Source organism: Marinomonas sp. UCMA 3892, from assembly GCF_012726345.1.
Taxonomy (GTDB): domain Bacteria; phylum Pseudomonadota; class Gammaproteobacteria; order Pseudomonadales; family Marinomonadaceae; genus Marinomonas.
In genome coordinates, this window is record NZ_PTXN01000007.1 from 114,504 (window position 1) to 138,385 (window position 23,882).

Below are 23,882 nucleotides of genomic sequence, written 5' to 3' on the forward strand. Positions count from 1 at the left end.
CATATCGCTAATACACAGCTTAGCATAAAGCTAATTAAAACAAGATACAAAAATCAATCAACGTCTATGCCACTTTCACGCATTTTAGCGATTTTATAACGTAAAGTTCTAGGACTAATCCCCAATTTATCTGCAACAACTTTACGCTTACCATTTGCATCAACCAATGCTTGCGCAATGATACGGAATTCGTGTTGCTGAACACCTTTACCTAGAATGGAAGCCGCACTATCTTCTACCTCTTCAGATACAGCAGCGACAGGAGCTAAACTCATCATATCAAATGCAATATGGTCTTCATTAATTTGTGCATTTGGGCTTAAAATCAAAGCACGTTGAATAACATTATCAAGCTCACGAACGTTACCTGGCCAAGGATGAGCCTCTAGCTTACTCTGCGCCGACGGCTTTAATATTGCTCCAGTAATGCGCATCTTAGCGGAATGCTTTGCCAGCAAATGCTGAGCGACTGGCAAAATATCACCTTTACGCTCACGAATAGGTAGCCAACGCAGTGGAAAGACATTTAACCGATAATACAAGTCCTCTCTGAAACCACCATCACGGACATAATCAGCAAGATCTCTGTTAGTCGTCGCTATAATTCGAACATCTAAAGGAATGGATTTTTTACCTCCAAGACGCTCCACCTCCTGCTCTTGCAAAACGCGCAGCAGTTTAGCTTGCAAGCCAACATCCATCTCAGTAATTTCATCCAGTAGCAAAGTACCACCATTAGCTTGCTCAAACTTACCTGCTTGCGAAGATACGGCACCAGTGTAAGCTCCTTTTTCATAACCAAAAAGAATCGCCTCTAGCATATTTTCAGGAATCGCCGCACAGTTAATCGCAACAAAAGGTGCGTGAGGTCGACTAGAATTCTGATGAATATAGTGAGCAAGCACTTCTTTCCCTGTGCCACTTTCGCCACAAATCAATACTGTAGAATCGGTCACAGCAACACGTTTTGCCAATTCTAATAAAGCAATACTAGCTGGATCTTTTGCGATAGGCTGAGGGTTAGCAGATGGCGCTTCTTTTACAGTGTATTTTGCTATAGCATTCAATAGCTCTTCTTCTTGAAAAGGCTTTAATAAATAATCAACAGCGCCATCTCGCATCGCTTCAACGGCATGAGCAATATCACCATAAGCCGTCATTAACATCATAGGTAATTCTGGGTATGTATCAATAACATGATGCAACAAACCATAACCATCCATGCCAGGCAAGTTCACATCTGATATCACCATATCAAATAAGCTATGTTTCAATGCAACCACAGCCTCTTCAGAACTGTACACTATTTTGCACTGATAACTCGCCAACATCAGCGTATCCTCCAACGCCTCAGCAAGACCTTTATCGTCTTCTACAATTAATAACTTAACTTCAGACATGTCATACCCTTACAAGAGGAAGCGTTAAACTGGCGGTTGTACCAGCGCCCTCTATACTGTCTATTTCAAATTGTCCATGATGTGCTCTTGCAATGGCCTTAACAACCATCAAGCCCAACCCAGTTCCATGTTGTTTTGTTGTCACAAAGCCTTCTTGAACATGCTCTAAATGCGCTTTCGACATCCCCACTCCACGATCTTTGAACGTCAGTGTCACATAGCCGTCATTATTGCACCAATTCAGTTGAACTACGCCACCTTCTGACTGAGCATCTATTGCATTATTCAAAAGGTTCAACAAAGCACCTAATAATGTTTCTTTATTACACTGAATACAATCTGTTGCCAAAAAAGAGGCTCCAGATACTTCAAGCTGCATGTTTTTTGGATCACAAATCTCTTGGCAGTGATTGGTTAACTCTTTAATAAAAGCTGAAACACCAACGGTCTCATCCAGCTTTATTTCACTACGGGAAAAAATCAACATATCCCGAATTTGTTTTTCAATATTTGCCAATCTATCCACTAACTTATTAGCAAATGTCTGACGCATAACTGGTGCCAAGTCTGGCTTCTGTAAATGCCCAGCATAAAGTGTCGCCGAAGATAAAGGCGTTCTAATTTGATGCGCCAACGCCGCGACCATTTTACCCATATTAGATAATCGCTCGTGATGACTCAGTTTTTTCTGTAGCAAATAGGCTTCTGTTAAGTCTACGAGAATCACCAACTGTCCAGGCACATTACCGAGCGAAGCAGTTTCTACTCGAACACGACGCCCACTTGCCATACTCACATCATGGCCATCGTCTTCCTGGGGTCGAAAGCTAAGCGGTACAATAGATCCCCACGACTGGCCAACTAATGGCAAATTAAATAAACGATCTGCTACCGGATTGGCCATAACAACCACCCCTTCTTCATTCAGCAACAAAACACCAACTGGCATAGATTCAAAAAGTTGCTGAAACTGCAACACTAAGATACGGTTTTTATCTTGCTCCTGACGCTTATCTTGCTCAGACTTTTCCAGCTGCTCGTATAATCGAACCACTTCTTGCTGAAGGTCTAGATAGGATTTTGCCAATACATCAGAAGATTCGGAAAACGCTTTAAATGCGGTTTTTAGTTCCGCTATTTCTTCATCTTTTGTCACTAAAACTCCGATTTATCAATATTATAGCGACGCATTTTTTCGATAAGCGTTGTACGTTGAATTTGTAGATTTTGCGCGGCTTTAGAAACTACACCTTGAGTAGACACCAAAGCTTGACGAATAAGAAGCGCTTCTAGATGGCGAACATGTAAATTCAAATTCACGCCAGACGCCTGAGGAAAAGTATGTAATTGTTTTATTTCTTTAAGCACCGAAGAAAGAGTTTGTGAACGCCAAGGTAACGGACAAAACCAAACATTATAATCCCCGACAACATCCATTGATTCACAAAGTGAAATAACAGGAATCATTTCATCTAACTCAAAAGACCGCACAGACTTACCTAACACAACAAAGTCAGGCAAATGAAACGCTGTCAATGAGGTGCCATGCTCAATTCCAATAAAGGTCAAGATACTGGAAACACTCGAAATTTCTTCGTCATCGAGACCGCATAACCAAGCTTTCACATTACCACCTCAACCTTAAAAATAAGCAACTTTCATTATCACTCTATTATAATGCGTTGTTACCGCTTACTTTCAAGCATTTACACTGTATTTCATTATGTAAAAACTACAACTTAAGCAATAACTCATCAAACACCTGCTCCGAATCAAGTTCGTTTTCACACCAAGGCAAAGTACCTAATAATGGCGCAGATATCATATTAGTAAGACTCGCTAGATTCTCTTCGTAACAAGACATTTTTTCGGCACCTGTATTGGCAACCCAGCCAGCAAGAACCAAACTATCACGGGCAATGGCTTCAGCTGTTAAAATCGCATGATTCAAACAACCCAACTTCATATTGACAACCATGATGACTGGAAAACCCAAAGATTTAGCTAAGCCAGATAAAAGCTCCCTATCATTCAATGGCACTCGCCAACCACCTGCACCTTCAACTAAAGCAAAGTCATGGGGCGTAAGCAATGTGCCTTTTATAAAGCCTTCTAACCGAGAAGCCGTTACCAAACGCCCCTCTTTCATTGCCGCAATATGAGGTGCAATAGCTTCCTCTAAGACCACCGGATTCACTTGTTCATAGGCTAATTTGACACTGCTCGCCTGCTGAATAAGTAAGGCGTCATCATTACGCAAATTACCATCAACTCGACCGGCGCCTGCCGCAATCGGCTTAAGTCCGATCGTTTTCAGCCCCGCTCGCTTAGCAGCCTTTAACAAGCCGACGGTGACATAAGTTTTACCAGCATCAGTATCAATACCAGTTACAAAAAAACGTTTTTTCACCATAACTCCTAAATACTGTTGGGCCGTTGAGCCACTACAAACGAAACCTGATAACTCAAGGGAATTCCAAGTTCGTTCCGCTGTTTTTCATATTCAAGCAAAAATGCCTTCCACTTACTTGGCGATACAGACGGATCTCCATCAGAAGCAATCAGGCTAGCGCCCACTTTTTTCAATGAATAAATAGCACTTTCAGGTGAATCAAACCACATAGAAATGTTTGATAACTGGGAGGACAAAAGGTTCAACTCAGAGGCTCGAATACTATCTAAAAGTGCATCCGATGCCATATATTGATGAACATGTTCTTTATTATCCAAACCAAACCAAGCCTTACTAATTTCAGGCATGGAGCCTTGTGAAAGTGTTGAAAAAACCACATAGCCACCAGGCTTTATGACACGATAAAGCTCTTTAAATAAATCTAAAGGACTCAGACACCACTGAATAGCCAGACTCGAAAACACCAAATCGCACGACCTATCCTGAAGAGGCAATCGTTCAGCATCCGCACAAACATAATGAGTGTTATGCAAAGAAGAAAAACGCTCACTTGCCACAGCTAACATCTGTAGCGACAAATCAAGCGCAATATTACACTTAGGATTTAATCGTTCAGACAAGATCCCGAGCGCTTGGCCGGTTCCTGTGCCAAGGTCAAGTACAACATCAGCCTGATTTAAAGGCAGCATCACTAAAAGACGCTCTAGTACAACTTTTTGGAAATCAGCATAAGAATCATAGGATTGAGAAGCGCGATCAAAACGCTTAGCTAGCTGTCGTTTGTAGCTAAGCGCAGATATATCAGGTGTTATTAGCATCGATAAAATTTTCTATATGACGCGCACAAGTCTCTTCATCTTCAAGAAAAGACTGATGTGCACAATTTGACAGTACAACACATTGCTGCAAAGGATTTACATCAGCTTGTTGCTCTAATGATTTACTAGAAACTAACGCATCCTTGCCACCCAATAAGTGTAAATTAGGAAGATCCAAAAGCGACCATTCGCGACGCACATCCAACGACTTTAACAACCTAAGCCCGCCAATCAGAGCTGGACGACTCAAGGTTTTAACTGGCAAAAAAGCCTGTAATTGCTTAATCAAAGCTCGCTCATTATCCGCACCTTTAGCTTGTAACATCACAAAACGCTTAAGCCCTTCTTCTGGCGACTGTTCAACTAAAGCTACAAAGGCATCAAAATCCGCGACGGCCATCGCATCTTCCCAACCCTCTCGTTTAATAAAGCTCGGAGAAGACGACAGGGTAATCAAACCAAGCACTCGACTAGAACGACGCGCGGCAACATAAGCAGACACCATCCCACCTAGTGACCAACCAATCCACCACGCTTCTTTTGGCGCAACTTCAATTAGTTGTTCAGACAAGGCTGCGATATCGTAATTAGGGCCAATGCGGGAGCGAGAAATCCATTGTTCATCAAGCGAAATACCTGGCAAGTTCGCCACCACAACATAAAAACGCTGACTCAGACGCAAAGCAAAAGAACGCATCACCTCTTTTGGCATTGCCCAACCAGAAACCATAAAAATAGCTTGATTAGACGAGTTTCCAAAAGCTTCTGTTTCAATACGTGCTCGCATGCTGTCCCTCTATTACTTTAGATTTAAACGTTTTGCGTTTAAAAGTTTCGCTGTTAAAACTTTTTCGAGTGAATCGCATAATAACACTAAATCTTCATCAGAGTGGGCGGCACTTAAGGTAATTCTTAAACGAGCACTGCCTGCTGGCACGGTAGGAGGACGAATTGCTGTACACCAGATTCCAAGCGTTTTTAATTGCTCACTAATTTCAATCGCCGCTTTACTATCACCAATGACAATCGGCTGAATAGCGGTATTTGAAGGCATCAATGCAACCGGAAGCATCTGAACTCTTTGACGAAAATACGTAATATGCCGAGCCAGTCTATCTCGCCTTTCCTGACCTTCTGCAGACTGAATGAGCTGCAACGAAGCCAAAGTAGCTCCTGCAATCGCTGGAGACATAGCCGTGGTATACACATAAGGCCGAGCAAATTGAGTGAGATAATCCGCATAATCATTAGATGTCGCCACAAATGCTCCAGCGGTTCCAAACGCCTTACCTAATGTACCAACCAAGATAGGCAAACTTGTTGCGTCCAGTCCCTCTAGCGCCAAACAACCTCTACCGTTTTCACCAAGACACCCCAATCCATGAGCATCATCCACCATGAACATCCAATCATGTTGATTAGCCAACTGAGACAATTCCGTCAAAGGCGCAATATCACCATCCATACTAAAAACCCCATCGGTGATCAACAAACCACCCGATGCGGACCTAGCAATCAACTTTTGCGCACTTGCCACGTCACCATGCAAATAACGGCGTAATGGTGCTTGTGCCAACAAAGCGCCATCTATTAAAGACGCATGATTAAGTTTGTCTTGTACTATGGGGCGATTTTTATCCGCGAGCGCCGAAATCACACCAAGGTTTGCCATATACCCAGTACTAAATAGCATAACTCGCTCATAACCGAGCCAATCAGCCAAAGCTTCTTCCAACGCTTGATGGGGAGCCAAATGACCACATACCAAGTGAGACGAACCACCACCAACACCATAAGCTTGAGCCGTATCATTCAGCGCTTTAATTAGCTTCGGATGATTCGCCAAACCTAGATAATCATTTGAACAAAACGCCGTATAATCTTGAGAATGTATTTGAGTATGCGGTATTTGAGGGCTATCTAGCGTAATGGTACGACGCATTAAGTCCTGCTGGCGACGCTCTTCAAGCGCGGCCAATACCCAATCCGGCGTATTAGACGCTAGCTTCATAAAACAACTTAGACTCTTCTTGCTTGACGACTTGGGCAGCAATAGCTTCAGCTACTGCCGCATCTGAATGCTCTTCACGCTTCTCTGGGTTGATCCCCAGATTAGCAAACAACGCCATGTCTTTATCGGCTTCTGGGTTGCCAGTAGTAAGCAGCTTTTCACCGTAGAAAATAGAGTTTGCACCCGCCATAAAACACAAAGCTTGAGTTTGCTCATTCATGCCTTGGCGACCAGCAGACAATCGAACATGCGATTTAGGCATCAGAATACGCGCTACTGCAATCGTACGAATAAATTCAAACGTATCTAGATCATCGACGTTTTCTAGCGGTGTCCCTTCAACTTTAACCAACATATTGATTGGCACACTTTCCGGATGCGGTGTCATTTGAGAAAGTTGACGCAACAGACCTACGCGGTCTTTTTGTTCTTCTCCCATGCCCATAATGCCGCCACAGCAAAGTTTGATACCTGAATCACGAACACGAGACAGCGTATCCAAGCGATCTTGATAAGTACGAGTGGTAATAATGCTGTCGTAGAATTCAGCAGAGGTATCTAGGTTGTGGTTGTAATAATCCAAACCTACTTCTGATAAGCGCTTCGCCTGATCGTCATTTAAAGATCCTAGCGTCACACAAGATTCTAAGCCTAAAGACTTAACACCCTTAATCATTTCAAGCACATAAGGAAAATCTTTCTCGGAAGGATGCTTCCATGCCGCCCCCATACAAAAACGGCTCGCACCTTTTTCTTTTGCCAAAGCCGCTTCTTCAAGCACCTTTTGCACTTCCATCAACTTTTCTTTTTCGAGTTCGGTATTGTAATGACCACTTTGCGGACAGTACTTACAATCTTCTGGACAAGCGCCAGTTTTAATCGATAAAAGCGTACTAACTTGCACTTCATTCGGTGCAAAGTTTTCTCTATGAACTGTCTGAGCTCGAAACATCAAATCCATAAAGGGTAAATCAAACAATGCTTTTATTTCAGCATGAGTCCAGTCAAAACGCGGTGCGCTTATATTGTTTATGGACATATTCGCTGCAGACGTATTTGTAGACATACTTAAAGACATAGTATCCTCGATCCAGAAAAATTAATGGAGCAATACTAATGGACTGGAAAAAACTGTCAACAAGAAAAATATCAAAGGTTTACAAGAGGTTGTTTTTAAATCAGTGCTATATCTGCAATATAAAATGCCAGAGCTCACTTTGCCACCCATGCCATAAAGGATTTCCAGCCAACCTAAAGCACTGCCAGCACTGCAAACGCCCAACCAATAGAAACCATGTTTCATGCGGCCAATGCCAAACCAACCCTCCACCTTATCGAACATGTATTGCTCCTTATCGATTCGAAGGAATCATAAAAACCTTGATACACAGCATCAAATTCAATCAAGGAACCCACTACATACGGCCACTCATGTATCGATTAAGCAAACACCTCATCGAATCATATTCACCGGAGAACTGGCCAGAACAAATAGTTTATGTACCAAGTCATCCAAGCCGAATCAAGGAGCGAGGATTTTGTCAAACAAGGGCCATGACCATTCAACTAAGGAAAAACCTCAAAGAAATTCTGGATGAAAAATGCCCTGCCCTTCCTAAACATAACCCACTCAAAAAAATCAAAAACACCCAAGCTCAGCACTCATTAAGCCGAAAAGAGCGACTAAAAAGCCCTCGAAGTAGCTATCAGCTTGATGGACCTATAGCCAAGCATGTCGCCTTATTTGACGATGTAATGACCACAGGAAGTACAATAGAAAATTGCACTAAATTGCTATTAAAAGCAGGCGCAGAACGAGTTGATATCTGGGTCATTGCCCGAACACCGGATAAAGAACACCAATCATAAGCAAAGATATCAGCCTAGCCACAGAAGACAGCTTTGTTTACTATGCCCCCAACAAAGCAATGGTGAACATCATGAAAACAGATCAAGAATATCTAGACTTAGACAAGCAACTTCTGTGGCACCCATACACCTCGATGAGCAAACCCAGCCCGCATTTTCTGGTCGAAAAAGCTTCGGGCTGCGAAATAACCTTAAACGACGGACGCACACTGATCGATGGCATGTCTTCTTGGTGGAGTGTTATTCACGGCTACAATCACCCAACCATGAATAACGCAATCCAGACGCAATTATCACAGTTTTCTCACGTCATGTTTGGTGGCCTAACCCATAAACCTGCTATCGAACTCGCAGAAAAACTTATCGCCATTACACCTAAGAACTTACAGCGCGTCTTCTTCTCAGATTCTGGCTCAGTTTCTGTTGAAGTAGCATTAAAAATGGCCATTCAATATTGGAACACTCAAGGCAAACCTAGTAAGCAGTTTTTTGCCACCCCTAAAAGCGGCTACCATGGTGATACATTCGCTGCTATGTCAGTGTGCGATCCTGAAAATGGTATGCACAATTTATTTACTGGGGCGTTGACACAACAATTCTTTATCTCGCCACCACCAACTGGCCTCAGCGAACCAATAAAAGCCGAATACCTAGACGAAATTCGTAAGACATTTGAAGAGAATCACCAACGCATAGCAGGTTTTATTATCGAGCCAGTTGTACAAAATGCTGGCGGCATGCGCTTTTATAATCCAGATTACTTAAATCACATCCGAGCACTGTGTGACGAATTCGAGATCTTGTTAATTTTCGATGAAATTGCTACAGGGTTTGGCCGCACAGGCAAGCTTTTCGCGACAGATCATACCAATATCTGTCCAGATATAATGTGCGTTGGCAAAGCGTTAACAGGTGGCTATATGACGCTGGCTGCTACTTTAACAAACGATAAGGTGGCGCTTGGTATCAGTGACAATGGTGGTGTATTCATGCATGGGCCAACCTTCATGGGTAACCCTCTCGCCTGCTCCGCTGCCAACGCCAGCTTATCCATTCTAAGCGAATACAATATTCCAGAAAAAATATCTCAGCTAGAAACATGGATGAAGAAAGCGCTGGAGCCATGTGAACAACTCGAACAAGTACAAGAAGTCCGCTGCCTTGGCGGCATTGGTGTTGTAGAATTAAAAAATGCGGTCAACTTACATGAAATTCAACCTAAGTTCGTTGAATTAGGCGTTTGGGTGAGACCTTTCGGCAAGCTTATTTACTTGATGCCCCCTTATGTTATTAGCCAACAACAGGTGCAAGCATTGGCTAAAGCCATCTACCAAGTCGTAAGTGAAGAGCCTTGTTACCCCACCAGATCAGAAGGTTAATCATGAATTGTAGGTCGGTCTTTAGACCGTCAAAAGCCCGATCACACCAACCCACAACCAACCACATGTAGGTCGGCCTTTAGGCCGTCAAAAGCCCGATCACACCAACCCACAACCAACCACATGTAGGTCGACCTTTAGGCCGTCAAAAGCCTAGTTAAACCAAAACCCTTGACGCGCTAAATCACGACCTACAACAAACCTGACACACTAAAGCGCGACCTAAAAAATCATTTTATTAATGCATTACTGCTTCATACGCTCCGCAAGATTGCCTTGCTCATAAGCTTCTTCTTCAATATGACTAATATTAACGACTATATTTTCTGCGCGCTCAATACTATTAATACTTAATGAGTCGACATCTTGCATCTTCTCATTTAGATCTCTAGCTACACTAGCCTGCTCTTCAGAAGATACATTGATCTGTGCCGTCATCTCTACAACACGTTTTATAGCCGCTTCTATATCACCCATTTTCTGAGCTACTTTATTAACACTATCAACACCTTCCTGCGCGACCGCTGTGCCCTTATCGATAGTATTTGTCACATCTAGAGTGTTTTTCTTCAGCTCTTCGGTCATATTATGAATACTCTGCGTGGCATTCTGAGTACGAATTGCTAATGCTCGAACTTCATCCGCAACCACCGCAAACCCACGCCCAGCTTCACCCGCACGAGCAGACTCAATGGCCGCATTCAACGCCAACAGATTTGTTTGCTCAGCAATACCACTAATAGAATTAACCACTTCGTTAATGCTATCACTGCGTTCAGCTAATATAGCGACAACTTTTTTAGCATCCGAAATATCTTGATAAACTTGACGCATAGTTTCACCCGTTTGCTGAGCCAACAAACGACTCTCACGAGATAATCCACCAACAGACTCTGTTGCCTCAACCGCCACATGAACATGTTCTGCCACATGAGTTACGCTAGACAAAAGTTGAGAACTAGCAGCAACGACTTCCTGGAAGGTATTTCGTTGTTTATTGAAAGTAACCAAATTCGTTGTCACACTGGCTTTCGCATCCGATGCCCTTTGGCGAAGCTGTTGAGCTCCCTCTTTAAGGCGATAACGAAAAGTATTACCAGCCGCTTCTTGATGAATTTTTGCAAACTTGATCGCGGCTTTGGTTCCAACCGTTTTACAGTATAAATACTGACCTATTGGGTTATGCGACTCAGTCGATAAACCAGTGACAACAGACCGCAAAGACTGAGCCTGAAAATAGGTCAACCACATCCCAAACAAAGCCAAAATAGACCCAGCGGCTTGCAAGGCCAATACACTAGACAATAAACTAATAATGCCTAACAAAATAAAGCTGAACATTAAAGGCCAAGCAGCATTACTTAAATGCGCAAATATCTTGGTCGTTATTGGTAACAAACCTTTTCCCGCATTAATACGATCATAAATAGACTGAGCATGTTGAATTTCATCTCGCGTTGCTTTGCGACGCACAGATTCATAACCAATCACTTTACTGCCATCTAATAGGGGACTTACATGAGCACTTACCCAGTAATGATCTCCATTTTCACTGCGATTTTTTACCAACCCCATCCAACTTTTACCCTGTTTGAGATTGGCCCACATGTCAGCAAAAACAGCTGGTGGCACATCAGGGTGACGGATAATATTATGTGGCGAGCCAATCAGAGCTTCACGCTTATAACCTGCTATCTCACAGAAAACATCATTTACAAACGTAATGCGTCCCTTCACATCTGTACTGGAAACTAAAACATAGCTATCAGGAAAATCATTTTCTTTATTTGTTACTGGCATTTTTCGCATAAATAACTCTCAATTTTTATATTAATTATTTTTATCACGCATGCTGGATTGTTACCGTTTGTAAATATACCCTAAAAATATATCACATTGACTTATTCATCATCAAAATCTCGGTAAGCATCCGGTGCTAAATCTTCAAAGCGAGTATATTTACCCACAAATGCAAGTCGACAAGTACCAATTGGACCATTACGCTGCTTACCAATAATGATTTCTGCAATACCTTTATGCGGTGTATCCTCATGATAAACTTCATCTCGATATACAAAGGAAATAACGTCAGCATCCTGCTCAATTGCCCCAGATTCACGTAAATCAGAGTTAACTGGGCGTTTATTAGGTCGATTCTCTAAACTACGGTTAAGCTGAGAAAGAGCGACCATTGGGCACTCCATTTCTTTGGCTATCGCCTTTAGAGATCGGGAAATTTCAGAAATTTCATTGGTACGACCTTCCGTGAAACCTGGAATTTGCATCAACTGAAGGTAATCGACCATGATCATTGCAACGCCACCGTGTTCACGAGCAATGCGTCGCACACGTGAACGCATTTCTGTAGGGCTAATACCACCCGTGTCATCAATAAAGAGCTTACGATCTTTCAGCATTTTTACCGCTGACATTAACTTATCCCAGTCTTCTTGAACCAGCTGCCCAGATCGCATCCGCGTCTGATCTATTCGGCCAAGAGAGGACAGCATACGCATCATGAGTGATTCTGCAGGCATCTCCAAACTGAATACAATAACGGGCTTATCACTAATCATGGCGGCATTTTCCACCAAGTTCATCGCAAAGGTTGTTTTACCCATAGAAGGACGACCCGCTACGATAATCAAATCTGAAGGCTGCAAGCCTGCGGTCATTGCATCTAAATCTGTAAAACCGGTACTTAATCCAGTAATCGCACCATCTTGATGATACAGTTCATCGATTTTATCCACTGTAGCACTAAGAATATCTGCCGCAATTCGTGGCCCGCCTTTCTTCTCTCCACCTTCAGCGATTTGAAATATTTTTCGCTCAGCTTCATCCAATACTTCAGCAGCTGTCATGCCTTCTGGATGAAAAGCTCGTGCAGAAATATCATTTGTTGTAGAAATAAGACGGCGCAAGATAGAACGTTCTCGAACAATATCCGCATAGGACGCGATGTTAGACGCACTTGGAGTTGCCTCAGCCACCTCAATTAAATACGCCATACCACCAATAGATTCTAGATCACCACGCTTATCTAATCGCTCACCAATGGTAACCACATCAATAGGTTCTGACTCATCAGCTAAACGAGCAATAACAGTAAAAATAGCCTTATGCTCTGGACGATAAAAATCATCAGCAATAACAAGCTCTGATACTTTCTCCCAAGCCTGGGGATCCAGCATCAACCCGCCAACAACTGAACGCTCAGCCTCAATGGAATACGGTGGTAATTTAATAGAAGCGACTTCAGAATCATTTAGTTGCACGCAAAATACCCATACAAAGACAGAAAAAATATAGAAAGATTAGCTTATCACGCCAACAAAAAAAGGGCATCTTGCAAAGCAAGATACCCTTCTCTTATTTAAGAAAGACTCGCATCTTTCTTAGGTAATTTACCGAGGTAAATTACTCAGCGATTACTTCTAAAGTAACCGTTACAATAACTTCAGAGTGAAGTTGAACGTCTACTTCGAAAGAACCTGTGTGACGAATCGCGCCTTCTGGAAGACGGATTTCAGCTTTCTCTACTGCTACTTGCGTAGAAATAGCATCAGCGATGTCACGAGTACCGATAGAACCGAAAAGCTTACCTTCATCACCAGCATTTGCAGCGATAGTGAAAGTTTTGCCTTCTAGTGTTAGAGCACGAGCTTCAGCAGCAGCTTTACGCTCCGCAGCTTGCGCTTCAAGTTCAACACGACGCTCTTCAAAGCTAGCCAAGTTAGCTTTAGTAGCCATTACAGCTTTTTTGTTCGGAATCAAAAAGTTACGAGCATAGCCTGGTTTAACAACAGCAACGTCACCAATACCGCCTAGCTTGTTTACTTTGTCGAGTAGAATAACTTCCATCTCGATCACCTCTAATTAATCATTAGCTATCACTTGAGTTGGACGCCTTAGCTTGTATTCTAGAACGAATATCTACAAAGCTATCAATCACACAAAGTGCGACAAGAATATTTGCAAAGTATATATTCAGGACAAAAAAACCTACAAGATAAAATGCGATCAGTCCAACAATCCCAATTTCTTTTTTCGCTAAAACACCATGTACTAGAGCGAGCCCCGGCAACACCAAAGCAGGTACAGCAGCTTGAGAGAGAATAATAAAGGATCCACCTAAGCTTTCACCTATTAGAATCATCCCCCCCAATACCAAACTAAACGCTACTGGCAGTCTTAACTGATGAAATTCAGTACGTAACCCGCCCGGATTATAGAGCCCTGCCTGCCATTTTCTTGCCAAAAACAAAGAAATAATAGCAATAACCACTTGGAAGATGGATATAGCCATCACCGCCTGGTTGAAAATTAAATTTCTATCAGGAACCTCAACACCTTCTTTTGTCAAAACACTCTGAACCAACGTTACCGCCAAATTCAGAATATCTCCCATCAAAAGAGGCTGAAGCAGTGTACTAATAATCGCCAAAAAGCTGCCGACTAGTAACACCCAACTCCATGACACTGTTGATCTAAGCAAATAGCTCAACAACATCACATCAACTAACACCATGAGCGCCGTAGCATCTCCTTGGAACATCCACAACACAAGTGCTGGTAGACAACCCCAAGCTAATACAGGTATTCCTTCTTTTACACCTTTACGAAGCACCACCAATCCTAAGATTGCAGCCGCCAGCCAAAACATCATAGGAATTAGACCAAACACCATCACACCAATAATGGCATTCAAGCGTTTTTTCATAATCCATTTAGCTAAACCACCCATAATAGCGCTTCTTTCAGCCTATTAATTAAAGTGGCTGTCAGTGTAAGGAAGAATAGCAATGTAGCGAGCGCGTTTGATTGCAGTCGCTAGCTGACGCTGGTAACGAGCCTTAGTGCCAGTAATACGGCTAGGTACGATTTTACCAGTTTCAGTGATATAACCTTTCAGTGTGTCTAGATCTTTGTAATCGATCTCTTTAACGCCTTCTGCAGTAAAACGGCAGAACTTACGACGACGGAAAAAACGAGCCATGAGTGTCTCCTAATAAAAATAGATTAATCTTCAGATTCTTCAGATACTTCGTCAGAATTGTCGTGGTTACGCTCTTCACGTTGAGGAGCAGAACGACGATCTTCACGACCTTCAGAAGCTTTAATAGGAGATACGTCAGTTACCGCTTCTTTACGACGGATCACCAAGTTACGGATGATTGCATCGTTGTAGCGGAAAGTGTCGTTTAGTTCAGACAAAACACTGTCAGAACACTCAATGTTCATAAGAACATAGTGTGCTTTGTGAATTTTGTTAATTGGGTAAGCTAGTTGACGACGGCCCCAATCTTCAAGACGGTGAACTTGACCACCATCTTCAGTGATTAGGTTAGTGTAACGCTCGACCATTGCTGGTACTTGCTCGCTTTGATCTGGGTGAACCAGAAAGACGATTTCATAATGACGCATTTAAGCTCTCCTTATGGGTTCTTAGTCTCCACGCTCCCCCTGTTAAAAAAGCTGTGAGACAAGGAGTATTGATTTACAGGGACGCGCATTATATAGCACTAGTGAACAATAAGTAAACGGAATCAACTAAAGTAATACTTCCATCTCCTTCTTTGACTAAAATACTCAAAATAAATCCTATTTTAGGTTGGGTATTTTACAGCTTCGATTAAAGGCAATAGAATTAGATCCTTCATAATTAACTCTACCTCACGGATATGGACATCATGAAAAAAATATTTTCTGCGCTATTACTATCCACGCCTGTTGTTGCTCAAGCTGATGCTAACTTAGGCGTCATTGGAGCTATATCAGAATCCGTGTACAAAGAAACAGATAATCAAGCTAAATTCCTGCCAAACGTAGGTTATGAAGGTGAACACTTTTTCCTTCAATTACCTGAAATTGGCTATCGCTTTTTACCCAAACAAGCACCACAAAACTTTGCTATCGGCTTATCCTACGAAAGTTCGAACTTTGACCCTGATGACTCAGATGATATAAACATCCAGCAATTAGATGATAGAGATGACAGCATCATGGCTTTTGCTAGTTATCGAGCGGGGCCGATTTCAGCAAAAGTTGCTCAAGATATCAGCGGTGAACATGATGGCTACTATGCACAAATCGCTTTAGGGTATCCACTTCCTATTGGAGCTTGGAAAGTCATACCCTCCATATCTTATCGCTACATGGACAGTAAAATGAGCAACCACTTATTTGGTGTTTCTCAAAGCGAATCCGTAAGCACTGGTGGCGCTATTGCTGCCTACGATTCAGGCGCCATTTCACAAATAAGATATGGGGTAAGAGGCGTTTATCCACTTTCAACAAATTTAAATCTGATGTTAGGCATCAATCACACTAAATTCGATAATGAAATTCTAAACAGCCCCATAGTAGAAGACAACTCGATCACATCAGTTCTAGCTGGTGTTAACTTTTCTTTCTAATAGAGACGACATAGATATCACTTCACAGGTAAATCTGAGCTTTCGGAATAATAAGTCATGAGTAAATTTTCCAACAACACCCAAGCCATGCTGTTTGGCCTTGGGGCCGTGTTACTTTGGTCGACCGTTGCCACTGCGTTTTCTATATCGCTCAAGTACTTCTCGCCAACACAGTTATTGCTCGTTGCGAATATCGTCTCATTGATTTTTTTAACAACCCTAATTGCATTAAAGGGTGAAACAAAGCAATTAATCAGCTTCGCCAAACAATCATGGAAATCATCTTTATTTTTTGGCGCAATCAACCCCTTTATTTATTACCTAATATTACTTCAAGCTTACAACACGCTTCCCGCACAAGAGGCCCAAGCGATAAATTACACTTGGGCTATTATGCTTAGCTTTATGGCTGTCCCCATACTCAAACAACGTCTAAAAGCCGCAGACTATATCGCCGCTTCAGCCTGCTATTTTGGCGTCCTTTATATATCCACTCGCGGCCAGATAACATCGCTAGAGTTTTCAAACCTTACAGGTGTTGCCTTCGCCCTTCTAAGTACTATTATCTGGGCTCTTTATTGGTTATTGAACACGAAAGACAAACGCCCCAGTTTAATCGGCCTAACGCTTAATTTTGCCTTTGCACTCCCCTTAATAACTATATTTGCAGGCGTAACAGGTGAACTAAACCACTGGAATAATGACGGGTTATGGGGCGCAATTTATATAGGCTTATTTGAAATGGGGCTAAGTTTTGTATTGTGGAATAGAGCATTAAAACTAACAACTAATGCCAGCCAAGTAGCGAATTTAATATTTCTATCGCCATTACTATCAATTATCTGGCTTTCACAATTCGCAGGCGAACCTATCTTACGTTCCACACTCATTGGTTTAGCTTGCATTCTAATTGGCCTATTTATTCAAAACTGGGCAAAAAGAAAAAAACAATAAGGATAAAACATGCCAGCATTCATCTACCTATTACTGCCTATTTTTTTCTGGTCAGGCAACTACATTTTAGGACGATTAACCGTTTCCAATGGAATTGACCCTTTTTCAATCTCTTTCTTACGCTGGAGCCTTGCCTGCCTAATCATTTTGCCTTTTGCTTATAAGAAGCTTTGGCGAGAAAGAAACATTATCGCCAAAAACTGGCCTTTACTTGTTCTTTTCGGCTGGCTTGGCATTTGCAATTACAATCTTTTCCTTTATATAGGGCTCGGTACCACAAGCGTCACCAATGCAGTGCTACTCAACTCCATCATGCCGGTGATGATACTAATTACAGCTCGTCTACTGCTGGGAAATAAAACATCTTGGTTACAGAATACTGGCATACTTATTTCCACCCTTGGTGCAATTACCATCGTTAGCCGCGGCAGTTTAGAAACCTTTTTACACTTAAGTTTCTCACAAGGCGACTTATGGATTATTACCGCGGCTATTAGCTGGGCTATTTATTCGGTACTCATTGCAAAACGCCCGAAAGAAATGTCTTTGATTGGTTTCTTTGCCTGCACAGCAATCATAGGAACCTTGTTTCAGGCCCCGCTATTCTTCCTATTTGGACATAGTCAACTCACTGACTTCACAGCAAGTAACTGGGGCGCCATCATTTATATGGGGGTATTTGCGTCAATTGGGGCTTTTTTATGCTGGAACACTGGCGTACAAAAACTTGGTGCGGCAACCGCTGGACACTTTATCCACCTCCTCCCTGTGTTCAGTATCGGCCTATCAGTGATATTCCTAGGCGAAAAACTGCTTAACTTCCATTACGTCGGTATAACATTGATTTTTTCAGGAATATTCGTAGCGACAATACTCAACAAAAAAAAGCCACAAACGACCTAACCTAGCCTCTATTTCGCGCCATTCGGGTACTAATCAAAATGCTTGAAAAAATAAACAGCATACCAAGAATGGCGTAAATGTCAGGGACATGCCCCCAGACAACCCATCCCCAAAACCCACTAAACACCACACCAACATAACTAACGGGAGAAACAACACTTGCTGGCGCATAGGTATAAGCCAAATTATAAAGGTACATACCAACATACAAAGTGATGGTAACCGCAGCCACCAGAGGCCATACAGCAATAGGTAAAACCAAAGAATCCCCCTGCACTAACATCAATGGCAGAGACAATATTGTCGACACGAAAAAATACACAAATAAGGTTTCTTGCCCAGATACTTGCTGGGATAGCATTCGAGTCGTCACCATCGACAGGGCCAAGCCTATCGCGGAAATAAACCCAACAATATGCCAAGGATTTAAGTGGTCCGGTGTAGGCTGAATAACAAATGCCACTCCAATAAAACCGATTATAAGCGGTAACCAACGTGCCTTTGGTATTCTGATTTTATGCATTATGAGCACCACAAAAGGAACACACAACGGCGCGCAGGTTCGAAGTAAAGAGGCTTCCACCAAAGGAATATGATTCAACGACCAATAATAAAAAAGAAAACCAATGAACCCACCAAAACTGCGCAAAAAATGAATTTTCCACACGGAGAACGATCGTTTTTGCCAACGACCGCGCATTTGAGGTAGAAGTATTAAGGCACAAAATAAACTCTGCCAGAAAACCAAGGTTGATACCGCAATCATGGTTTGAGCCTGTTTGGCTGCCAACGCAGTGAGCGACATAACAAACGCATAAGCGATTGTCATCACAATGCCTTTCTTCAATAACTCATGATCATCCAACACTAGGCCGCTCTTTGATATAAATAAAAACAGAAAGAATATTTAACTCAATCAAGCGGCATTGTCGAGCAATTAGACCCTTCAATATTGGACAATCCAGAACTAGACATCCCAAGGTAACGAGAAAAAAGCGGATGAGGCTCGATTTGAGTTAAAACAGATACAGGTTCATGAGCTGTAATACGACCTTGTTCAATCAAGATAACTCGTCCGCCAACCAAACTCGCTTCTTGCGGCAAATGCGATACCAATAAGGTGGTTAATCCCAATTCTAGCGTTACATCATTTACCAAGTAGAGCATTTCTTCACGCAAGGCAGGATCCAAAGCACTAAAAGGTTCATCGAGTAACAGGATCGGTTTTTTTCGTACCAATGCTCGTGCAATAGCGACCCTTTGGGCTTGCCCTCCAGACAAAGCCTGTGGGTAGCGGCCCCCTTTATCAACAAGTTGTGTTTTTTCAAGCGCCCATTGAATTTTTGTTTTTTGCTCGCTACTCAAAGATAAAGATGGAGACAAACCAATAGCGACATTTTGCCATACTGTTAATTGCGGAAATAAATTATCACTTTGAAACAAAGTCGATATTGGCCTTTCATAAGCAGGTAAAGAAAGCAGTGATTCGTTGTTGAAGAAAAGCTCTCCACGACCGTCTAGAAAACCACCCAACAAATGCAATAGAGTACTTTTTCCCTCACCACTACCACCAAGCAAAGTGGTGACACCAGGAAAAATCTCCACACTATAACTGGCATGGAAATTCTCCCAATCATATTGAAGGTTAATGTTTAACACGTGCTGTTACTCCACCAATAAAGCGAGACGAACAATAAAACAAGATCAAGCACAGAGAGATTAATACCACAGCAACACAAGCACCTTCTTCCAATCGGTAAGAGCCAATCAATTGAAATAAATATAATGGTAAAGACACCAAGCCCTGACTACCAAATAGTGCAATCACCCCCATGTCACCCAAAGAAAGCAGAAGGGCATAACCTAATGCTTGCGCAACACTTGATCGAATCAACGGCCACTCAAGACACCATCGCGACCAAGACTGAATCCCCAAGCTTAAATATACATTTCGAAACCGCCGCTCTTGCTGATACATTACTGGCATTAAAGCTCGCAGCACAAAAGGTAGCGCCATAACCGCATTAACCCATACCACAATCCAATAACTCGACTGCAGCCCCCAACCAAAATCACGCAAAGTCAAAAACAAGCCAGTGGCAATTACCAACCCCGGCACCATTAAAATCATATTCCCCAAGTGCTCGATTTTGTTTGGCAAAAAAGAAAAATACTGACGCGCCATACAAAACCTCGCCAGCACACCAAAACAGACACCAAGCAACAAGCTCGTCAACGCAGCTGGAACCGCAATTTGCAACGAAACTAACACGGCATTCCACAAAGCAACAGTCTGTAATGTCTTTAAGAAAGCCGGTGAAAAAATCGGATCAAAAATCGCCACAAAAGGCGGAATGACTAATACAAACGCACAGAGTAAAGCCAAGCAATCCGCTAACTTAGCCCAAAAAGAATCCTTAAGTGAATAACTCTTTACCGCTAACAAGCTCACATCTTGACGATTAACTGGTGCGATTCGATAAACAATAACTGCGAATAAAGTACATATGAATACCTGAAGCAAAGCTAAAAAACTGGCTTTATTGAGATCAAAATCAAATCGCAGCGCCTGATAAATTGCCACTTCCAAGGTACTAAACTTTGGCCCGCCACCTAAGCTTAACACCACAGCAAAGCTCGAGAAGCACAACATGAAAATTAGCACAAAAGCTCCAGGCAGAACCTTTTTCATGTAGTGCCATTCAATCCAACGAAAGGCTGCCCAACGAGAGAAACCTAACTGCGAAGCCTGGCGCCATTGCCCAGAAGGAATCAAATCATAGCCTTGTAGTAAAAGACGCACTGCCAGTGGCATATTAAAAAACACATGAGCTAGCAAGATACCCGTTAAACCATACAAAGGAACTTGCACCCCAAACAACTGATTCAGCCACCCTGTACGGCCATAGACAACCACCAAGCCTAAAATCGCCACAATGGTTGGCACCACCATAGAAACTGAAAACAATTGTAGTAAAGCAGATCGACCATAGAACTGGCGATGAATAAGACAGGAAGCAATAGGAATAGCAATAAGTAAGCTAATACTACTGCTTAATAGCGCTTGCCATAAGGAAAAACGTACAACCCGCCAAAGATAAGGCTGCTGCATATAGCCAAGCCAAGAGTGCAATTCACTATAACGCAAAAGAGCCGCCAAACTGGCAGCTCCCATTAACAGGAAAAAGCCAACACCTAATAGTGCTGGCAATAACCCTTTGACAGCTCGAAAGAAAAACAACTTAACGTCTATTATCGAGTCGTGGCATTTAACCACTCATCAATCCAAGCTTTGCGATGTTGCGCCACGTCTTTTGCTGGCAAGACTAAACTCTTAACCGGTTTTAAAGCACTGTCAAAAGCCGCTGGTAATTTTTCATCTAGCTTAACCACGGGTAACATCCAATTCCCTGTTGCAACTGTTGATTGGAAACCTGGCTGCAAAATAAACTGCATAAAGCGCTTCGCCAAAGCCGGGTTTGGCGCATCTTTCATCATCGCTGCCACTTCGATTTGTGGGTAAAGACCTTCAGTGGCTGTAGCAGCTTTGTACTTATCATCCCCTTCCGCAACAATATGATAAGCCGGTGATGTGGTGTAACTCAAAACCACATCAGCCTCGCCTTTTAAGAACAAACTATAGGAATCAGACCAACCTTTGGTAACGGTTACAGTATGCGAAGCAAGACGCTCCCAAGCATCAGTCGCATTTTCGCCATAAACGGATTTCATCCACAACAACAAACCAAGTCCTGGCGTACTTGTTCTTGGATCCTGATAAATCACTCGTAGATCTTGATTATCTACCACCTCTTTCAAACTAGCTGGTGGATTTTGAAGCGTTTCAGAGTTATAAATAAAAGCGAAGTGGCCTTGATCAAAGGGCACGAAGATTTTATCCGACCAGCCACCAGCAATAGTAACAGCTGATGTATCAACAGAATGATCCGCCAACAAACCTGTCTGTTTTGCGGCTTCCATTAGATTTAGGTCTAGCCCCAAAAGTACATCAGCTTGTGACGATTTACCTTCTAGCTGAGCACGAGACAAAATACCAACCGAAGAGTCCAACGCGACAAAATTCACTTCACAGGCACATTCTTTTTCGAAATTAGCTTTTATCTTCGGGCCTGGGCCCCAGTCGGATGCAAACGCATCATAGGTATATACATTCAGAGTCTCTGTCGCCAATGCTACAGGCGAAAGAACTACGCCAAGACTCACAACAGCCGCAGAAAAAAGAGAAGTTAACGAAAATGATTTCAAAGTGTCGCTCCTAAAATAAGTGAGCGGCGTACAGGGGAAATGGCAAGAATGATATTTGAGCTACTATAAATGTCGGCAGTTCAACTTGCTATCTCGATTCCTACGCCAGCATGATCTGGATCAGGTTCGGTGGGTTAGCAGACAATCTGCTTCTCAGCTCTAACATTTACTAAATGCTAAAGCACCCCATGAGATAATGAGCGTTTATTGTAAAGAGTCGATCAACGGAAGTCTATTTCAGCAAGCACTCTGGTGACTGCACCTTGATTTTTTTCTGCAAAACGCAATGCAGTTTGACCGAGACGGAAACGCTGAGACGATTGCCCCGCAAGATCCACAACTACTTTTGTCAATTGCGCTTCGTCTTGACAACGAATAGCGCCATTCACCTGCAAAAGCTGTTCAGTAATATCCATAAAATTAAAGGTATAGGGTCCAACTAAAATTGCCTTTCCAAGCAAGGCGGGCTCAATCGGATTGTGGCCACCGCGTTTAATCAAACTGCCACCAACAAAAGCCATATCAGATGCTTGATAGTAATACATCAACTCTCCCATGGAGTCGCCAATCACCACATCAAAATTAGCCCATTGATCGAGTGCCGTTTGAGTACGAAGAGCAACTCGCTCAAAAGACTGCACAGCCAAAGCCTGTACCGCTTCGAAGCGTTCAGGATGACGAGGAACCAGTACCAATAACGCATCTGGATATTTTTGTAGCAGCGCCTTATGAACGCGCAATAGCATTTCATCTTCACCTTGGTGAGTACTTCCTCCCACCCAGACAAACCTTGAACCTAACTGTCGACGCCAGTTAGCTTGAAATACTTCAGGCGGCACAGCAAGATCGAATTTAATACTTCCTGTCACTAATACTTTTTTTGCTCCCAACGCTTCAAAGCGCACTGCATCAGCTTGTGCATGCGCCAAAAAACAATCCGGTAAAGCAAATAAAGGACGCGAGATAGCTGAAAACTTCTGATAGCGCTGGAAAGAACGCTCACTCAAACGAGCATTCACTACCTCAACACGTAGACCTCGCTTCTTAGCCAGTTGTAACAAGTTAGGCCAAAGTTCGGTTTCTACAATTAATAAATGCTTACAGGTTAGTTTTTTAAGTGCCCTTTTAACACTTGAGCGCCAGTCCATTGGCAAATATCGATGCTCAGCAAAAGGAAAGGTTTTTACCACTTGCTCTGCACCAGTTGGAGTCATGGTGGTAATTAACAGGCGCTGTGCCGGGTATTTTTCACGCCACTGAAGTACCAAGGGGCGAACGGCAAGCACCTCGCCCACAGACGCACAGTGAATCCATAAGTCTGCTTCAACAGAAGGCCAGAAGCCAAACGCTTCTTTAGCACGATAATGCTGATAGGTTTTCTTAAAACGCCGTATTTTCGATAAAATAACTGGAGTTAATAAGACTAATAAAGAACGGTACAGCCACATAA

General features: G+C 42.6%; 25 protein-coding genes and 1 riboswitch. Of the genes, 5 read left to right on the forward strand and 20 right to left on the reverse strand.

Features of this window, described 5'->3' with window-relative positions; all coding sequences use genetic code 11:
- Positions 1 to 53: 53 nt before the first annotated feature.
- From B6N13_RS11255 to B6N13_RS23385, 9 genes are all read right to left on the reverse strand, one after another.
- Positions 54 to 1,400: a sigma-54 dependent transcriptional regulator gene (locus tag B6N13_RS11255; RefSeq protein ID WP_012071120.1), complete on the reverse strand. Its 1,347-nt coding sequence runs from the start codon at positions 1,398 to 1,400 to the stop codon at positions 54 to 56.
- Position 1,401: 1 nt separating this feature from the next.
- Positions 1,402 to 2,556, reverse strand: a complete 1,155-nt coding sequence (locus B6N13_RS11260) for an ATP-binding protein (protein WP_169459400.1) — start codon at positions 2,554 to 2,556, stop codon at positions 1,402 to 1,404.
- Positions 2,556 to 3,026: a helix-turn-helix domain-containing protein gene (locus tag B6N13_RS23685; RefSeq protein WP_012071122.1), complete on the reverse strand. Its 471-nt coding sequence runs from the start codon at positions 3,024 to 3,026 to the stop codon at positions 2,556 to 2,558. Before B6N13_RS23685 ends, B6N13_RS11260 begins: the two co-directional genes overlap by 1 nt.
- A gap of 106 nt (positions 3,027 to 3,132) precedes the next feature.
- Positions 3,133 to 3,810, reverse strand: coding sequence for a dethiobiotin synthase (gene bioD, locus B6N13_RS11270; protein WP_169459401.1), 678 nt, complete (start codon positions 3,808 to 3,810; stop codon positions 3,133 to 3,135).
- An 8-nt stretch (positions 3,811 to 3,818) separates the two neighbouring features.
- A complete protein-coding gene (bioC, locus tag B6N13_RS11275; RefSeq protein ID WP_169459402.1) occupies positions 3,819 to 4,631 on the reverse strand; it encodes a malonyl-ACP O-methyltransferase BioC in 813 nt (270 codons plus the stop codon).
- Positions 4,615 to 5,418, reverse strand: coding sequence for an alpha/beta fold hydrolase (locus tag B6N13_RS11280; protein ID WP_169459403.1), 804 nt, complete (start codon positions 5,416 to 5,418; stop codon positions 4,615 to 4,617). Before B6N13_RS11280 ends, bioC begins: the two co-directional genes overlap by 17 nt.
- A 12-nt stretch (positions 5,419 to 5,430) precedes the next feature.
- A complete protein-coding gene (bioF, locus tag B6N13_RS11285) occupies positions 5,431 to 6,642 on the reverse strand; it encodes an 8-amino-7-oxononanoate synthase (RefSeq protein WP_169459404.1) in 1,212 nt (403 codons plus the stop codon).
- A complete protein-coding gene (gene bioB / locus B6N13_RS11290) occupies positions 6,626 to 7,708 on the reverse strand; it encodes a biotin synthase BioB (protein ID WP_348981540.1) in 1,083 nt (360 codons plus the stop codon). The genes bioF and bioB overlap by 17 nt, the downstream gene beginning before the upstream one ends.
- A gap of 33 nt (positions 7,709 to 7,741) precedes the next feature.
- On the reverse strand, positions 7,742 to 7,984 hold the full coding sequence (locus B6N13_RS23385) for a hypothetical protein (RefSeq protein ID WP_248280305.1): 243 nt from the start codon (positions 7,982 to 7,984) through the stop codon (positions 7,742 to 7,744).
- 212 nt (positions 7,985 to 8,196) lie between these two features.
- Between B6N13_RS23385 and B6N13_RS23390 the strand changes: the two genes are divergently transcribed.
- Positions 8,197 to 8,511 carry a phosphoribosyltransferase family protein gene (locus B6N13_RS23390; protein ID WP_248280306.1) on the forward strand — a complete coding sequence of 105 codons (315 nt, stop codon included), beginning with the start codon at positions 8,197 to 8,199 and terminating at the stop codon, positions 8,509 to 8,511.
- A 71-nt stretch (positions 8,512 to 8,582) separates the two neighbouring features.
- Positions 8,583 to 9,890 carry an adenosylmethionine--8-amino-7-oxononanoate transaminase gene (gene bioA / locus B6N13_RS11300; protein ID WP_169459406.1) on the forward strand — a complete coding sequence of 436 codons (1,308 nt, stop codon included), beginning with the start codon at positions 8,583 to 8,585 and terminating at the stop codon, positions 9,888 to 9,890.
- 246 nt (positions 9,891 to 10,136) lie between these two features.
- Here the strand turns inward: bioA and B6N13_RS11305 are convergent, their stop codons facing one another.
- From B6N13_RS11305 to rpsF, 6 genes are all read right to left on the reverse strand, one after another.
- The gene (locus tag B6N13_RS11305; protein ID WP_012071130.1) at positions 10,137 to 11,699 is read right to left on the reverse strand and encodes a PAS domain-containing methyl-accepting chemotaxis protein; all 1,563 of its coding nucleotides are present in this window, start codon (positions 11,697 to 11,699) and stop codon (positions 10,137 to 10,139) included.
- 92 nt (positions 11,700 to 11,791) lie between these two features.
- Positions 11,792 to 13,168, reverse strand: a complete 1,377-nt coding sequence (gene dnaB / locus B6N13_RS11310) for a replicative DNA helicase (protein WP_012071131.1) — start codon at positions 13,166 to 13,168, stop codon at positions 11,792 to 11,794.
- A gap of 142 nt (positions 13,169 to 13,310) precedes the next feature.
- On the reverse strand, positions 13,311 to 13,754 hold the full coding sequence (rplI, locus tag B6N13_RS11315) for a 50S ribosomal protein L9 (RefSeq protein ID WP_012071132.1): 444 nt from the start codon (positions 13,752 to 13,754) through the stop codon (positions 13,311 to 13,313).
- A gap of 22 nt (positions 13,755 to 13,776) precedes the next feature.
- A complete protein-coding gene (locus B6N13_RS11320; RefSeq protein WP_012071133.1) occupies positions 13,777 to 14,637 on the reverse strand; it encodes a hypothetical protein in 861 nt (286 codons plus the stop codon).
- A gap of 21 nt (positions 14,638 to 14,658) precedes the next feature.
- The gene (gene rpsR, locus B6N13_RS11325; RefSeq protein ID WP_012071134.1) at positions 14,659 to 14,889 is read right to left on the reverse strand and encodes a 30S ribosomal protein S18; all 231 of its coding nucleotides are present in this window, start codon (positions 14,887 to 14,889) and stop codon (positions 14,659 to 14,661) included.
- Positions 14,890 to 14,912: 23 nt separating this feature from the next.
- Positions 14,913 to 15,317, reverse strand: coding sequence for a 30S ribosomal protein S6 (gene rpsF, locus B6N13_RS11330; protein ID WP_012071135.1), 405 nt, complete (start codon positions 15,315 to 15,317; stop codon positions 14,913 to 14,915).
- 266 nt (positions 15,318 to 15,583) lie between these two features.
- Between rpsF and B6N13_RS11335 the strand changes: the two genes are divergently transcribed.
- From B6N13_RS11335 to B6N13_RS11345, 3 genes are read left to right on the forward strand one after another with little or no spacing between them, the layout of a single operon-like run.
- A complete protein-coding gene (locus B6N13_RS11335) occupies positions 15,584 to 16,309 on the forward strand; it encodes a MipA/OmpV family protein (RefSeq protein WP_169459407.1) in 726 nt (241 codons plus the stop codon).
- A 57-nt stretch (positions 16,310 to 16,366) separates the two neighbouring features.
- Positions 16,367 to 17,263: a DMT family transporter gene (locus B6N13_RS11340; RefSeq protein WP_012071137.1), complete on the forward strand. Its 897-nt coding sequence runs from the start codon at positions 16,367 to 16,369 to the stop codon at positions 17,261 to 17,263.
- Between the two features lie 9 nt (positions 17,264 to 17,272).
- Positions 17,273 to 18,166 (forward strand): DMT family transporter, encoded by an 894-nt coding sequence (locus tag B6N13_RS11345; RefSeq protein ID WP_012071138.1) that lies wholly within the window; start codon positions 17,273 to 17,275, stop codon positions 18,164 to 18,166.
- A gap of 1 nt (position 18,167) precedes the next feature.
- On the opposite strand, the gene B6N13_RS11350 is transcribed toward B6N13_RS11345, so the two are convergent.
- The 5 genes from B6N13_RS11350 to B6N13_RS11370 form a co-directional block, all read right to left on the reverse strand.
- The gene (locus tag B6N13_RS11350) at positions 18,168 to 19,034 is read right to left on the reverse strand and encodes a DMT family transporter (RefSeq protein ID WP_169459408.1); all 867 of its coding nucleotides are present in this window, start codon (positions 19,032 to 19,034) and stop codon (positions 18,168 to 18,170) included.
- Between the two features lie 44 nt (positions 19,035 to 19,078).
- Positions 19,079 to 19,825 carry an ATP-binding cassette domain-containing protein gene (locus B6N13_RS11355; protein ID WP_012071140.1) on the reverse strand — a complete coding sequence of 249 codons (747 nt, stop codon included), beginning with the start codon at positions 19,823 to 19,825 and terminating at the stop codon, positions 19,079 to 19,081.
- Entirely contained in the window at positions 19,812 to 21,443 is a 1,632-nt protein-coding gene (thiP, locus tag B6N13_RS11360; protein ID WP_348981541.1) for a thiamine/thiamine pyrophosphate ABC transporter permease, read from the reverse strand. The genes B6N13_RS11355 and thiP overlap by 14 nt, the downstream gene beginning before the upstream one ends.
- Positions 21,419 to 22,432 (reverse strand): thiamine ABC transporter substrate binding subunit, encoded by a 1,014-nt coding sequence (gene thiB, locus B6N13_RS11365; RefSeq protein WP_012071142.1) that lies wholly within the window; start codon positions 22,430 to 22,432, stop codon positions 21,419 to 21,421. The genes thiP and thiB overlap by 25 nt, the downstream gene beginning before the upstream one ends.
- Positions 22,433 to 22,511: 79 nt before the next feature.
- Positions 22,512 to 22,631, reverse strand: a riboswitch (TPP riboswitch).
- A gap of 22 nt (positions 22,632 to 22,653) precedes the next feature.
- Positions 22,654 to 23,880 carry a 3-deoxy-D-manno-octulosonic acid transferase gene (locus B6N13_RS11370; protein WP_169459409.1) on the reverse strand — a complete coding sequence of 409 codons (1,227 nt, stop codon included), beginning with the start codon at positions 23,878 to 23,880 and terminating at the stop codon, positions 22,654 to 22,656.
- Positions 23,881 to 23,882 lie beyond the last annotated feature (2 nt).

Bases quoted from the DNA above. Each gene is read 5' to 3' on its own strand.
- B6N13_RS11255 (WP_012071120.1), bottom strand. From the start codon at position 1,400: ATGTCTGAAGTTAAGTTATTAATTGTAGAAGACGATAAAGGTCTTGCT.
- bioC (WP_169459402.1), bottom strand. From the start codon at position 4,631: ATGCTAATAACACCTGATATATCTGCGCTTAGCTACAAACGACAGCTA.
- B6N13_RS11280 (WP_169459403.1), bottom strand. From the start codon at position 5,418: ATGCGAGCACGTATTGAAACAGAAGCTTTTGGAAACTCGTCTAATCAA.
- bioF (WP_169459404.1), bottom strand. From the start codon at position 6,642: ATGAAGCTAGCGTCTAATACGCCGGATTGGGTATTGGCCGCGCTTGAA.
- bioB (WP_348981540.1), bottom strand. From the start codon at position 7,708: ATGTCTACAAATACGTCTGCAGCGAATATGTCCATAAACAATATAAGC.
- B6N13_RS23385 (WP_248280305.1), bottom strand. From the start codon at position 7,984: ATGTTCGATAAGGTGGAGGGTTGGTTTGGCATTGGCCGCATGAAACAT.
- B6N13_RS23390 (WP_248280306.1), top strand. From the start codon at position 8,197: ATGACCATTCAACTAAGGAAAAACCTCAAAGAAATTCTGGATGAAAAA.
- bioA (WP_169459406.1), top strand. From the start codon at position 8,583: ATGAAAACAGATCAAGAATATCTAGACTTAGACAAGCAACTTCTGTGG.
- B6N13_RS11305 (WP_012071130.1), bottom strand. From the start codon at position 11,699: ATGCGAAAAATGCCAGTAACAAATAAAGAAAATGATTTTCCTGATAGC.
- rplI (WP_012071132.1), bottom strand. From the start codon at position 13,754: ATGGAAGTTATTCTACTCGACAAAGTAAACAAGCTAGGCGGTATTGGT.
- B6N13_RS11320 (WP_012071133.1), bottom strand. From the start codon at position 14,637: ATGGGTGGTTTAGCTAAATGGATTATGAAAAAACGCTTGAATGCCATT.
- rpsR (WP_012071134.1), bottom strand. From the start codon at position 14,889: ATGGCTCGTTTTTTCCGTCGTCGTAAGTTCTGCCGTTTTACTGCAGAA.
- rpsF (WP_012071135.1), bottom strand. From the start codon at position 15,317: ATGCGTCATTATGAAATCGTCTTTCTGGTTCACCCAGATCAAAGCGAG.
- B6N13_RS11335 (WP_169459407.1), top strand. From the start codon at position 15,584: ATGAAAAAAATATTTTCTGCGCTATTACTATCCACGCCTGTTGTTGCT.
- B6N13_RS11340 (WP_012071137.1), top strand. From the start codon at position 16,367: ATGAGTAAATTTTCCAACAACACCCAAGCCATGCTGTTTGGCCTTGGG.
- B6N13_RS11345 (WP_012071138.1), top strand. From the start codon at position 17,273: ATGCCAGCATTCATCTACCTATTACTGCCTATTTTTTTCTGGTCAGGC.
- B6N13_RS11370 (WP_169459409.1), bottom strand. From the start codon at position 23,880: ATGTGGCTGTACCGTTCTTTATTAGTCTTATTAACTCCAGTTATTTTA.